This window comes from Streptomyces sp. NBC_00503 (assembly GCF_036346895.1).
Taxonomy (GTDB): Bacteria; Actinomycetota; Actinomycetes; order Streptomycetales; family Streptomycetaceae; genus Streptomyces.
Genome location: NZ_CP107855.1, coordinates 3,510,705 through 3,523,560 on the forward strand (window position 1 = coordinate 3,510,705; position 12,856 = coordinate 3,523,560).

Below are 12,856 nucleotides of genomic sequence, written 5' to 3' on the forward strand. Positions count from 1 at the left end.
CGGCGCGGCCTTCAACAGTGGTCTGCGCCACTCCGACCGCCGCGGGCAGCGCGTTAGCGGCGGTCGCCGGATCTGCCGGAGGGAGCGCCGCGGCAACGGTCAGTACCGTTCTGCCCCGCCAAGATGAGCTGCCGTCCGCTGTCCCTGTTCGCCACGCCACGTCAAAGCGGCAAGCGGACTGCACCCAGTTCACGCCGGTGCTGGAGAAGATCCAGTACAGCGGCAACATCACCGACGCACTCGGCATCAACGCGCGGAATTTTCAAGTCCCCGCTCCTGCGGGTGAATCCTCCTTGTGCGTACGCGGCCCAAGCCCCGCCGACGGTGCGTCGAAGGCCTTTCCCAGCCATGGCTCACGTAGCAGTCCCGCGGGAAGGAGGGGCGGACGGCTGGGTCCTCCGGCTCCCGTCCGGGCTGGAGGGCTGAGACGGAGGCGGCCACGGCCAGTCCTGCGGAGGCCCTGCGTACTTGCCGTCCATGACGGTCTCCCGTCGTTGGGTGAGTGTGGTCCCTGCCGCGGGCCGGACCGCCCGGTGATCCCGTAGCGCCGTCAGCATGTTGCGGGCGATCAAGGCCAACATGCGTGCATACCCGAGGTTGCTGGTGGCGTCGTAGTAGGTGTCCTGCTCTGGTTCCGCAGAGGCGACGTCGCCCCAGTCCCGCAAAGCGCCGAGCGCACGCGGAGAGCGCTCCACGAGCGCGACTTCGCCCAGGCCCACGGCAAGGCACTTGCAGTGCGTGACCAGGCGCAGGGTCAGCTCGGCGAGCTCCAAGGGTTCGGGCACGGTGGTGAGCACCTCGACGATGTCCGTCTCCGCAGCCTCCTCGACCCCGGTCTCGATCGCCGTGGCCATCTGAAGAAGCGCTGCGCCGAGACTGCCGGCCGCGCCGCCCATGGACGCGTATTCGCGTCGTTCGGCATCGTCGTCGTGGGTCATCGACCGCTCCCTACCTCGTTGGCGGGCGGACAACTCCCGCTCCATCAGCCCTGGGTACGAAGAGCTAACCCCGCCGACCCCTTCCGCGAGTACCGTTGAACGGTCGGAGAAGTATGCAAGCCATGCACCGGTCGGGAGCTGCACATGGCGCAACACTCACGCACACCCAACACCGGCCTTCCCGTGCTGCTCGAACAGGCCAGATGGTCGCGACAGCAGTTCGCATCGATCATCAACCGCCTCGGCGCGGAGGCAGGTCTCGGGCTCAAGTACGGACAGCCCGCCGTCTCCCAGTGGATCGCCGGCCATCAGCCCCGCGCACAGGTCAGGGGCCTGATCATCGAAGCCTTCGAACGGAAACTCGGCCGACCGGTCACGCACGCCGAGGCCGGTCTTACAGCCCTGTCCGGCAGCGACGGGGCAGACACTGTGCGGGACCTCGTAGCCCTCGGGAGGGCCGACATGGATCCATCCCGCCGTCGCATCATCGCGGCAGGCGTATTCTCCGCGGCTCTCGCCATCCCCCTCTTCCCCGAGCTCGCGCGGGCCGACAGCCCCGACCCGATAGGGCCGGGGAAGGCTACGACCCGAGTCGGCCAGGGGCAGGTCGATGCCGTGCGGTCGATGACGGACCGGATCGCCGACATCCTCGACGAGCTCGGTGCGGGCCACGCCCGCCCGATGGCCGCGGCGTTCCTCGTCAACACGGTGGGTCCGTGGCTGAAGGCAGAGGCCTCGGCACCGGTACGGCGCAGCATGCTGGCCGCCGCCTCCGACCTCGTCTACCTCACCGGGTGGATGGCGATGTACGAGCGCCAGCACCGCCTCGGGCAGGACTACTACCTGAGCGCGCTCAAGCTGGCCGGTGAGGCCGAGGACCACGTGACCTACTGCCGGACGCTCCGGGGGATGAGCCTCCAGGCCTCCAACCTCGGCTACGGCCGACGGGCGCTGGAGCTGGCCGACTCCGCCGCCGAGGCCGCCCCCGCGGCCGGTCCGCGACTGGTGGCCTTCCTACGGGGCCAGCAGGCCCACGGTGCCGCCATGGTCGGAGACAAGCGACAGTCCTTCGCCCGGCTCCAGGAGGCCGAGGCAGCACTCGGACAGGCGGACGACCGGAACGAATCGGTCGGAGGATACGACCGGACCGCCTACCTCTTCCACGTCGCGCACGTCCTCAATGAGACCAAGGACGTGCCGGGCTCCGTCCGGACCCTCAAGGAGTCGATCCGGGTACAGCCGGTGAATGAGCGGCAGGGACGCCTCCACGCCTACGGCTTGCTGGCCCAGCGGCAGTTGACGATCGGACACGTGGAGGCCGCCTGCGAGTCCTGGGGCCGGTTCCTCGACGAGTACGAGGACCTGTCCTCGGCCAGGGGGGACGAGCACTTCGAGGTGATGACGCTCCGCCTCAAGCCGCATGCAACCGTGCGCGCGGTACGTGAGCTGAGCGGCCGCGCACGGGCCGTGGGAGCTCTCAAGGGATAGCCATCAGCGGCCGAACTGCCGCGGGGTTACGCATAGTTCACATCGCTGGCCACGGCTGGAATATGCCGGAAAGGGTGCGCTATCGTCCCGGCTCGACACGAATCGGCCATAGGTAGGTGGCCCCGGCGGTGCGCCAACACCCCGGGACCCGACACCGAAGAAGGCCGTCTGGATCAGCAACAGAAAGCCGCCTCAGTGCGTATTCACATTAGCCCCCGCAAGCGTGCCTTCACCGTCATCGGCAACGAAGTCGTCCGGGATCGGCGCCTCAGCTTCACCGCCCGCGGGATCCTCTGCTACCTCCTGTCCCTCCCCGACGGTGCCCGCGAGGACGTCCGTACCCTCGCCGACAAGCACCCCGGCGTCGGTCGGCGCGGAGTCGCCAAGGCCGTCGACGAGTTGGTCCAGTACGGGTACTACGTGCGCCGGACCTTCCGTGACCAGCGGACGGGCCACGTCCGTACGGAGACCTTCGTCTACGACTCCCCGCACACGGACGACCGCCCCGAACCCCGGCGGTCCGACCCGGAGCCCGACCCCGGCCCCGGGCCCGACCCCTCACCCGCGCCGGAGGCTGACCACGACCCGGGAACCGGTGAGGGGAAGGGCGGAGAGGCGGGAGCGTCCCGGCAGGCCCCGCTCTCCCCCGCCCGGGTCGCTTCCCTAGCCGACGTCGCCAGGCAGGCGCTGCGCGGCCGCCCGGCCCTCGCGTGACGGCCTGCCCACGACTACTGGGCCCCGGCCCGGCGCTCCAGGGGCGCACGAAGTCTCGTACGCCCCCGTGCCGTCGGGGTCAGGCGTCCGGGGCTGCCACGCCGCAGTAGCCGGCGAAGGCGGCCAGGATTTCGGCCTCCGTGATGAGGCCGTCGCCGTCGGCGTCCAGGGCCTGGGAGACCGGGCCCGCCAGATGCTCCGGGGTGCCCAGTACGCGCAGGACGCGCGCCGCCGCGGCCGGGGTGGCGGCGGCGCCCTCGCCGTCGCCGTGGGCCACCGCGATCACCGCCCGCAGGAACGGCCGGGCGATCTCCGCGAAGCGCTGCGGGTTGTCGCGCAGCCGCTTCGCCGCACCCGTGATGAACTCCTCGCGGGACACGCGCTGGTCCCCGTCGACGTCCGCGATGCCGGCCATGCCCTGCCAGAAGGCCTCCGCGCCCGCGAAGACTTCCTGGCCCTTGTCGGAGCGGGCGGCCACGGCGAATTCGGCCAGCACCGCCTTGGCGGCGGTACTGAAGTCCTCCCGGTCGATATAGCCGTTCCCGTCCTGGTCGAAGGTGGCGAATCGGGCGGCGATCTTGCGCTCGTATTCTGCGCTGTCCATATTCGGGGTTCCGCCTTCACGTGTGCGGTGGGTTCAGATCAAGACAAGCCAGGAGCGTAAGGCCTACGTGGCCTGCGCGTTAAGCGAAGCGGGCAAGCAGGTGGCCGCATCGAACCAGCGCACGAGGAGCGCGACGGGGCGCGTACGCGTGTGCCCATCCGTGGCCCCGCACACCAGGGTTCACCATGCGCCACGCCTCTATCACGGAGTGCCCACTTCCGGGGCCAGGTTCCCTCAAAACGGGCGCACACGGCTGGATGCCCACTACATTCGAGTCGTCGACACACGGCTGCGAATCCGGGAATCCGGCTGGGGGCACGATGCCGAAGGACGTTCCACCGCGCTGGGACCGCCGCATGCAACAACGCCTGGCGCGCGGCGAGGCCGCCGCGCTCGGGGAGCTGTACGACCGCTTCGCCTCGCTCGTGCACAGCCTCGCCCACCGGGTCCTCGGGGACGAGAAGGCCGCCGACCGGATCACCCGCGAGGTCTTCGGCTACATCTGGGAGAACCCGGACGCCTACGACCCCAAGCAGGGCTCCATGCGCTCCTGGGTCGCCCGCATCACCCAGGGCCAGGCCGTGGCGCGCCTGCGCCAGGCCGAGCTGGGGCGCGGCTCCCGCGAGGAGCTGGAGCAGAAGGTGCGCAGTGCCAACGCGGCCGCCCGCGCCGACTTCATCGTCACCTCCATGCCCGCACCACTGCGGGCCGCGCTCGAACTCGCCTACTTCAAGCGCCGCGACTACCGGCAGGCCGCCGCCGACCTCCAGATCAGCGAGGACGAGGCGCGGCGCCGGCTGCGGCTCGGCCTGCAGCTCCTGTCGACGGCCAATGCCCTTCCCCGGGACGACACCGTCCCGGGCGGACCCGGTCCCTCCGCCTCCGGATATGGAACGCCCCGATGAGCAGCCCCCACGACGCCGAAGACGAGTACGAGCGGCCCACGGGCGCCGGCGGTTCGGCGCGCATACCGGGCCCGCGCGGTGCGGCCGACGACCTGGAGGATCTGGGGGTCTTGGGGAAACCCCGCGACCCCCGTGACCCGGGCAACCCGGGCGACCTCGACTACACCGAGTCGCCGGAAGCCGACGAGCAGAACGAGTACACCGAGTACACCGAGTACGACGGTTACGCCGGCTACCCCAAGCCCGTCGAGTACACCGCGCCCGCTCCTCCCCCGCCCACCCACGCCGTGCTGAAGTCCCTGCTCGGCGCCTGGGCACTCGCGGCGTGTTCCGCGGAGGAGACCCAGGCCGTGGAGGACCACCTCACCGAGTGCGCGCCCTGCGCCGAGGAGGCACTGCGGCTGCGCGACGCCGTGGGCCTGCTGCACCCGGAGGACAGCCTCGACCTCAAGCCGCTGCTGCGCTCGCGCGTGCTGGAGGACTGCCTCGGCAAGCGGCCGGCCCGGATCCCGGTGCCGGTGTGGGCGACCCCGTACGACACCGAGACGGCGCGGCTCGACGCGCTGCTACGGGACTTCGGCGACTCCGAGTGGCACACCCCGGTCCGGCTCAAGTGGTTCGAGGAGGAACGGCGCCAGACCCGCCGGACCACGGTGGCCGGGGTCATCGGGCACCTGCTGTCCGTGGACGGGCTGGTCGCGGCCGCGCTGGGGCTCGACGACCCGCTGGGCCCGGATGCCCCGACGGGCAGCCCGACCAGCCGCACGGAGCACTTCTGGGACGCGTCCCCGTACCCGACCACCCGGCGGGTCCGCGAGCCGTGGCGGGAGCAGGGGCACACCCTGGTCCGTACGGTGTCCTTCGCGGGCCGCGGGGTCGCCGAACTGTCGGTCAGCTACGGGCCCTTCGCGCTGCCCCTCGGGGACGCCTTCCTGGAGCGGGCCTTCGAGTGCTGGGTCCACGCCGTGGACATCGCGGAGGCGGTGGACTATCCGTACGAGCCGCCCTCCGCGCCCCACCTGCACCGCATGATCGACCTGGCGGCCCGGCTCCTCCCGGAGGCCCTGGCCGGACGCCGGCGCGCGGGGCTGGCCTCGCCCGCGCGCGGTCTGGTCGCGGCGGGAGCCCCGGGCCGCACCCTGCACCTGGAGATCGAGGGCGCGGGCGGAGGCGGCTGGGACATCGCGCTGGACTCCCCGGCGGCCAAGCCCTCGCCCGATCACACGGTGGCCCGGATCGCCCTGGACGGCCACGAGTTCTGCCAGCTCGCGGCGGGCCACATCTCGCCGGAGGACGCGGCGGTCGGCCAGAACGGCGACCGCGAGGCCATCCGCGACGTCCTCTTCGCGGCAGCCTCGCTGAGCCGGCTGTAGGACCGGTCGTCACATCGGCCGCTTCGGTGCCTCCCGCGCGGGGAGGCACCGGAGACCGGCTACGCGAAGACGACCGTGCGGGTGCCGTTGAGGAGCACGCGGTGCTCGCTGTGCCACTTCACCGCGCGCGCCAGCGCCTGGCACTCCACGTCGCGGCCGATCGCCACCAGCTGCTCCGGGGTGACCTCGTGGCCCACCCGTTCCACTTCCTGCTCGATGATCGGGCCCTCGTCCAGGTCCGCGGTCACGTAGTGCGCGGTCGCGCCGATCAGCTTCACGCCCCGCGCGTGCGCCTGGTGGTACGGCTTCGCGCCCTTGAAGCTCGGCAGGAACGAGTGGTGGATGTTGATGATCCGCCCGCTGAGCTCCTTGCAGAAGGTGTCCGACAGGACCTGCATGTAGCGGGCGAGGACGACGAGCTCGACGTTCTCGGAGCGCACCAGCTCCAGGACCTGCGCCTCCGCCGCCGCCTTGGTGTCCTTGGTCACCGGGACGTGCACGAAGGGGATCCCGTAGGAGCCGACCAGCTCCTCGAAGTCCGTGTGGTTCGAGACGACCGCCGCGATGTCCACGGGCAGGGCGCCGATCCGGGTGCGGAAGAGCAGGTCGTTGAGGCAGTGCCCGAACTTGGAGACCATCAGCACGATCCGCATGCGCTCGTCGGAGCGGTGGATCTGCCAGCCCATCCGGAAGGAGTCGCCGATCGCGGCGAAGCTGGCCCGCAGCTTCTCCACGGTCACCGGGGCGTCCGCCGTGAAGTGGACCCGCATGAAGAAGAGACCTGTGTCACGGTCGCCGAACTGCCGGCTGTCCTCGATGTTGCACCCGGTCATGAAGAGGTAGCTGGACACCGCGTGCACGATGCCCTGCTTGTCGGGGCAGGAGAGGGTCAGTACGTACTGCTGGGGGGCCGGGGTCTGCGGCTGCAGGTCATCGCTCATGACCCCGTAGCCTTTCACATCCCAGCGCTTCTCATCCCGGCCGCTCACGCCACGCACCACACCGCGCGCGTGAGGACCCCCGGGGCGTCTCACACCGCGCGTGAGGATGCCCGGGGCGTCTCACACCGCGCGCGTGAGGATCCTCAGGACGTCCAGCGAGCTCGGCCGCGCGTCCGGGTCCTCCCCGTCCGCCGTCGCCAGCCGTACGTGGGCCTCGCGCGCGGCCCGTACCGCCTCCGGCCAGGCGTGGTGCTCCAGGTAGCCGGAGACCGGGGCGTCGGGGCCTATCTGGTGCATGATCCGCAGGACGCGCAGCACGGCGAGGTCGACCACGGCCGCCTCCTGGGAGTCGCGGAAGATCGTGCCGACGTACTTCTCCGCGGACCAGCTGTCGAGCCAGGTGTCCTCGACGAGCCGGTACACGGCGTCGGTGACGTCCCCGTACCCCTCGGTGCCGGCCAGCCAGGTGTCCTCCTGGAAGGCGGGGTCGGAAAGCATGTGCAGCGCCGAGCGCACGTTGCTGCGCCAGCGCCACCACGGCATGTCGTTGAGGGGCATGCCGCCCATGGTGGAGGAGCGGCCGCCGCGACGGGAAGAGTTCTTCGAAGCTTGGGCGAATGTCACGCTTTCGATCGTACGTTCCCCTCTTGCGTGATCTTGCAGCGCCTGTGCGTGCTCCGCGTCGGTCCCCGTGTGGGCGCCACTCGTAATTCACCTCGACGTCACCCGATGTTGTGCACAGCTCACTCTTCAGTTACCCGCGGCGCGGAATGGTGCATGAACATGACCACCCGGCGACGCGTAGCAACCCTCTCCCGCTCCCTCCTGGCCACGGCACTGGGAGCGTGTCTCGTCGCCGGCTGCGGGGTGCTCCCCGGAGGCTCGGGGGGCTCCGGGGGCACCGGCTCCACCCTCACCGTCATGACCTTCGCGCCGGAGGGCACCAAGGCCACCAACATGCCCGGCATGCCCGGCATGGCCAAGGCCTACGAGCGCTGGGTCAACTCCAAGGGCGGCATCAACGGCCACAAGCTCCGCGTCCTGACCTGCAACGAGCACAACACCCCCACCGGCGCCGCCGACTGCGCCCGCAAGGCGATCGCCGAGAAGGCCGTCGCCGTCGTCGGCTCGTACAGCCAGCACGGACGCGCCTTCATGGCACCGCTGGAGACCGAGGGCATCCCCTTCATCGGCGGGTACGGGGTCTCCTCCGAGGAGTTCCAGTCGCCGCTGTCCTACCCCGTCAACGGCGGCCAGCCCGTCCTGCTCGCCGGCGCCGGCCACCAACTCGGCCGCGCCTGCGCCAAGGTGGCCCTCGTCCGCCCCGACACCCTCGCGGGCGACGCCCTGCCGGTCCAGCTCAACGCCGGCCTCAAGGCCAACCAGATGGCCGAGGCCAGCGACATCCGGGCCGCCGAGGACTCCGCGGACTTCGCCCCGCAGGCCCGCGAAGCACTGATCGACTCCTCCCCGTCCGCCCCTGCGAAGGGCGGGGCCACCGCGGTGAAGGACGGCAGCAAGGACGGCGGCAAGGACAAGGGGTGCGTGGCGGCCGTGCTCGGCGAGCGCACCGAGACCTTCTTCGACGCCTTCCGCCGCGCCGACACCCAGGGCCGCAAGCCGCAGATCTCCTCGGTGCTCGGCTCGGTCAGCCAGGCCCTGGTGGACCGCACCGGCGGCAAGGACAGCCCCTTCGAGGGCGCGTACGTGACCAGTTGGTACCCGGTGGCCTCCGACCCCCTGTGGGCGCCGATGCATCGGGTGATCACCGAGCAGGCCTTCGCCGACAACACCGTCGACATCGACGACAGCGGCGCCCAGACCACGTGGATCGCGTACTCCGTGCTCGGCGAGGCGTTGAAGCGGTTCAAGGGCGACGAGGAGATCACGGCCCGCAAGCTCGCGCAGAAGCTCAACGGGGCCGAGCCCATCAAGACCGGCGGCCTCACCCCCGACCTCAGCTGGCGCTACCAGGACATGCGCGCCGTCGCGGGCTTCCCCCGTATGGTCAACGGCCGGGTCACCTTCCAAGTGGTCCAGCAGGGCCGCCTGGTGGCCCAGCAGGGCGACCAGTCCATGGACATGACCCCGACCCTGGAACAGGCCCCGCGGTCCAACTAGGCCGTCTCCTACGGGCCTGCGCGGTCGGGCCGGCCGGGCCGGGAAGCCCGGACCGGCCGCGCCCGGCCGCTCACAGCTGGCTCTTGTCCCGCTTCGTGAGGCTGTACTTGCCGGCGATGGCGTTCCACATGCCCGAGGCCGACTCCTTGGCCTTGGTGGCGTCACCACTGGCCTTGTTGCCGTCCGAGGCGTTCCCGCTGGACTTCGCCTTGCCGTCCTTGCACTTGTCGCCGTCGCCCTTGAGGTCGTCCGCCCAGGCCGCGTAGCTGTTGTCCGCCTGCGCGGAGGACTTCCAGGCCTGGGTGAGGGCCGCCGTCAGCTTCGCGTTGTCCGGGAGCTGGTCCACCTTGAGCTCCTGGAGCCGGGTCACCAGCTCCTCGCGCTGCCGGGCCGCGTCGCGCAGGTCGTTGGCCGCCTGATCTAGGTTGCGGCAGCCCTTTATGTCGTCGACGGCCTTGATCACCGAAGCCCGGCTGTCGTTGCTGTCCGCGAGCAGCTTGTCCAGCTGTACGGCCTGGGGCTGGGCCGGATCGATCGGCGCCTCCCCGCCCGCGGCGGCGGCGGAGCCCTTGCCGGTGGGGGTGGCGGTCGAGGCACCGGGGTCGTTGTTCTGCGCCTTGTCGTCGCTGAGCAGCGCCCCTACGCCGAGCCCGGCGACGGCCAGCCCGATGACGACGGCGGCGATGATCCCGGGCGAGACCCTGCGGGGCGCGGGCGCGGGTTCGTGGCGCGGCGGGGGCGCCTGGTACTGCTGGTGTGGCTGCTGCTGGAACTGCTGCTGCGGATAGCCCTGTTGGGGCGGCTGCGGCTGGTGCGGCTGCTTGTGCTGCTGCTGCGGGTAGGGGCGCGGCGGGGGCTGCTGCCGGAGCACCGGCTCCTGTACGGGCGGCAGGTGCTGGGTGTCGCCGCGGAAGAGCCCGTCGAACCCTGCGGCCGGATCGGCGGGGGCTGCCGGAACGGGCGGGATGTACTGGGTGGCGGCCTCGTCGTGCGGTTGCGCGGGCGCGGGCGGGACCGGGGCGATGTACTGCGTGGCGGCCTCGTCGTGCCCGTGCGCCTGCGCCTGCGCTTGTGCGGGCGGGACCGGGGCCATGAACTGCGTCGCGGCCTCCTCGTGCGAGGGGGCGGCCGGGACCGGCGGTATGTACTGCGTGACGGCCTCGGGCAGCGGCGGATAGCCGTAGCCGTGCGGGTCACCGGGCCCCTCGTAGCCGGGACCCACCACGTGCCCCTGCGGCGGGTAGCCGTAGCCGGGCCCACCGGCCGCGGGACCACCGGGCGCGGCGTAGCCGTAGGCGGGCTGGGCGGGTGCGGGCTGACCGTACGGGGGCTGGCCCTGCGCCGGCTGCGCGGGTGCGGGCTGACCGTACGAGGGCTGGCCGGGTGCGGGCTGACCGTACGAGGGCTGGCCGGGTGCGGGCTGGCCGTACGCAGGCTGACCCGGCGCGGGCTGACCGTACGAGGGCTGCCCCTGCGCCGGCTGACGGTACGCAGGCTGGCCCTGGGCCGGGTGGCCGTGCGGGTGCTCCGGCTGCGCGTCGGGCTGCGCGGGCGGCTGTGCCGGCACGGGCGGGCCCCACGGGCCGCCTGCCTGGGGGCTGCCGCCCTGTCCGCTCTCCGTCACCGGGACTCCCTCTCCGACCTCTCCGAACCTTCGGAACGTCGGCTCACGCTACCCGGTCACCCCCGTTCCCCGTCAGGCCCTCCCCGGACCCGCCTCGAGGCACCGCCGCGCGGGGGCCCGGCCCCACCCCGGCCCTTCACTGAACGTGACGGAGTAGCGGCCTCCAGCGGGCCAGTGGAGTGACGCTCCGTTTCCCGGGATCTTGCGTGGCGTTGGACTTGCCGACGCGCACCTTTTCCGTCGCGTCGTCCTGTAGATCCATAGGAGTACTCATGCGTATGCGTTCCGCTCTGACCGCCTCCGTCCTCGCCGCGGGCATCCTGCTCGGCGGCGCCTCGGTCGCGCTGGCCGACGACGGTGGCGCCCTCGTGCAGTCCACCGGTTCGCGCGGCGGCGCGCGCTCCGAGTCCTCGTCCTTCGCCGGCGTCCCGGCCCACTTCGGCCCGATCTGGGGCTCCACCGGCTCGAAGGAGAAGAGCTGGGACCGCGACACCTTCCAGGGTGTCTTCTTCGGTCACTGAGACGCCGGTGTCGCCGCCGGGTGAGGCTCCGGGCCCGCGGCGACGCCGTACGGGGCGGCCGACGTCACGTCGGCCGCCCCCGGTGGCCTCCGCTCAGGACACCGTCTCCAGCCGGGCCCCGAACTCCCGTACCGCCGGCTCCTCCCGGTACGGCTCCAGCCGGGTCCGGAAGTCCTCCAGGTACACCGCCCCGCGGTTCGAGCGGAGCCCCGACAGGGCCTCCGCCGCCTGCGCGGCGCTCTGACAGGCGGCTTCGATCTCCCGTTGCTGAACCCGCGCCGCCGCCAGCAGCAGCAGGCCGATGGCCCGGCGGCGCGCCTTGGTCGCCGGGAGTTCCCGTAGCGCCTCCTCCGCCCGCTTCGCCGCCGCGTCCGCCTGGCCCAGGTCCCGGTGGCAGTGGGCCAGCTCGTCGGCCAGGTAGGCCTGGTCGAAGTGGCGGATCCAGATCGGGTCGTCGCCGGATTCCGGTTCCGCCCGTTCCAGCGCGGTCACCGCCCTCGAGGACAGCACCGCCGTCGCCCGGCTGTCGCCCAGCAGTGCGTGCCCGCGCGCCTCGGCGGCGTAGAACATCGACTCCACCCGGGGGGTCACCTGTCCGCGCGTGCCCTCCTGCGCGGCTCTCGCCAGCTGCGCGATCTCCCGCGGATTGCCCAGCTCGGCCGCCAGGTGGCTCATGGAGGCCGCCAGCACGTAGCCCCCGTACGCCCGGTCACCGGCCGCCTGGGCCAGGCGCAGCGCCTGGATGTAGTAGCGCTGGGCGAGGCCCGGCTGGCCCGTGTCCACCGCCATGTAGCCGGCGAGCTCGGTGAGGCGGGCGACCGCCGCGAAGAGGGCGCGCCCCACCGGTTCCCGGTACGAGCCTCCGATCAGTCCGGAGACCACCGAGTTGAGGTAGTGCACGACCACGGGCCGCACGTGCCCGCTCCCGAAGCGGTGGTCGAGGTCCTTGAGCGCCTCGGTGGTGGCCTGGACGGCCTCCACGTCGGACATCCCGACCCGCGAGCCGCCGCTGCGCGCGACCTGTGCGTCGGCGCCGGTGATCAGCCAGTCGCGGCTCGGCTCCACGAGCGCGGAGGAGGCCACGCTCGATCCGGACAGGAAGTCGCGCCGGCCGACGTCGCTGCGCCACAGCTCGCAGACCTGTTCGATGGCGCCGATGACGGTCGGGGAGAACTGCAGGCCGACGCCGGAGGCGAGGTTCTTGCCGTTGGCCATGCCGATCTCGTCGATGGTGACGGTCCGGCCGAGTTTGCGCCCGAGCGCCTCGGCGATGATTCCGGGGGCCCGGCCGCGCGGCTGTTGTCCGCGCAGCCAGCGGGCCACGGAGGTCTTGTCGTAGCGAAGGTCGAGACCGTGCTCGGCCCCGCACATGTTGACGCGCCGGGCGAGCCCGGCATTGGAGCACCCGGCTTCCTGGATGAGCGCCTGCAACCGTTCGTTCGGCTGGCGGGCGACGAGAGGCCTGGCTGCCATGAAAACCCCCAGAGACGCGGGTGATCGTTGGAATGATCACTTCCCGCCTGATGTGCGGGGAATCTTCCCCATTGCGTCGTGTCGCTACCCACCTCCGGCGCCCCGACCTCCTACGCGCCCCCCGCGATGCACCGATGCGCCCCGCATGCAGGAT

General features: G+C 71.8%; 12 protein-coding genes. 6 read left to right on the forward strand and 6 right to left on the reverse strand.

Features of this window, described 5'->3' with window-relative positions; translation table 11 throughout:
• Positions 1-353: 353 nt before the first annotated feature.
• Positions 354-938, reverse strand: a complete 585-nt coding sequence (locus OG490_RS16375; protein ID WP_330297038.1) for a hypothetical protein — start codon at positions 936-938, stop codon at positions 354-356.
• A gap of 144 nt (positions 939-1,082) precedes the next feature.
• Between OG490_RS16375 and OG490_RS16380 the strand changes: the two genes are divergently transcribed.
• Both OG490_RS16380 and OG490_RS16385 read left to right on the forward strand, forming a co-directional pair.
• Positions 1,083-2,426, forward strand: a complete 1,344-nt coding sequence (locus tag OG490_RS16380; RefSeq protein WP_330297039.1) for a hypothetical protein — start codon at positions 1,083-1,085, stop codon at positions 2,424-2,426.
• Positions 2,427-2,621: 195 nt separating this feature from the next.
• On the forward strand, positions 2,622-3,140 hold the full coding sequence (locus OG490_RS16385) for a helix-turn-helix domain-containing protein (protein WP_330297040.1): 519 nt from the start codon (positions 2,622-2,624) through the stop codon (positions 3,138-3,140).
• 79 nt (positions 3,141-3,219) lie between these two features.
• Here the strand turns inward: OG490_RS16385 and OG490_RS16390 are convergent, their stop codons facing one another.
• Positions 3,220-3,744, reverse strand: coding sequence for an EF-hand domain-containing protein (locus tag OG490_RS16390; protein WP_330297041.1), 525 nt, complete (start codon positions 3,742-3,744; stop codon positions 3,220-3,222).
• A gap of 320 nt (positions 3,745-4,064) precedes the next feature.
• Here OG490_RS16390 and OG490_RS16395 point away from each other — a divergent pair, with 320 nt between their 5' ends.
• Both OG490_RS16395 and OG490_RS16400 read left to right on the forward strand, forming a co-directional pair.
• The gene (locus tag OG490_RS16395) at positions 4,065-4,649 is read left to right on the forward strand and encodes a sigma-70 family RNA polymerase sigma factor (protein WP_330297042.1); all 585 of its coding nucleotides are present in this window, start codon (positions 4,065-4,067) and stop codon (positions 4,647-4,649) included.
• Positions 4,646-6,022: a maleylpyruvate isomerase N-terminal domain-containing protein gene (locus OG490_RS16400; protein WP_330297043.1), complete on the forward strand. Its 1,377-nt coding sequence runs from the start codon at positions 4,646-4,648 to the stop codon at positions 6,020-6,022. Before OG490_RS16395 ends, OG490_RS16400 begins: the two co-directional genes overlap by 4 nt.
• 59 nt (positions 6,023-6,081) lie before the next feature.
• Here the strand turns inward: OG490_RS16400 and purU are convergent, their stop codons facing one another.
• A complete protein-coding gene (purU, locus tag OG490_RS16405; RefSeq protein WP_330297044.1) occupies positions 6,082-6,963 on the reverse strand; it encodes a formyltetrahydrofolate deformylase in 882 nt (293 codons plus the stop codon).
• 120 nt (positions 6,964-7,083) lie between these two features.
• Positions 7,084-7,530, reverse strand: coding sequence for an SCO4402 family protein (locus OG490_RS16410; RefSeq protein ID WP_330300948.1), 447 nt, complete (start codon positions 7,528-7,530; stop codon positions 7,084-7,086).
• A gap of 216 nt (positions 7,531-7,746) precedes the next feature.
• Here OG490_RS16410 and OG490_RS16415 point away from each other — a divergent pair, with 216 nt between their 5' ends.
• Positions 7,747-9,084: an ABC transporter substrate-binding protein gene (locus tag OG490_RS16415; RefSeq protein ID WP_330297045.1), complete on the forward strand. Its 1,338-nt coding sequence runs from the start codon at positions 7,747-7,749 to the stop codon at positions 9,082-9,084.
• 70 nt (positions 9,085-9,154) lie between these two features.
• On the opposite strand, the gene OG490_RS16420 is transcribed toward OG490_RS16415, so the two are convergent.
• A complete protein-coding gene (locus OG490_RS16420; protein ID WP_330297046.1) occupies positions 9,155-10,708 on the reverse strand; it encodes a hypothetical protein in 1,554 nt (517 codons plus the stop codon).
• A gap of 272 nt (positions 10,709-10,980) precedes the next feature.
• On the opposite strand from OG490_RS16420, the gene OG490_RS16425 reads away from it, so the two are divergent.
• Positions 10,981-11,229, forward strand: a complete 249-nt coding sequence (locus OG490_RS16425; RefSeq protein ID WP_330297047.1) for a hypothetical protein — start codon at positions 10,981-10,983, stop codon at positions 11,227-11,229.
• 93 nt (positions 11,230-11,322) lie between these two features.
• On the opposite strand, the gene OG490_RS16430 is transcribed toward OG490_RS16425, so the two are convergent.
• On the reverse strand, positions 11,323-12,702 hold the full coding sequence (locus OG490_RS16430; RefSeq protein ID WP_330297048.1) for a transcriptional regulator: 1,380 nt from the start codon (positions 12,700-12,702) through the stop codon (positions 11,323-11,325).
• Positions 12,703-12,856 lie beyond the last annotated feature (154 nt).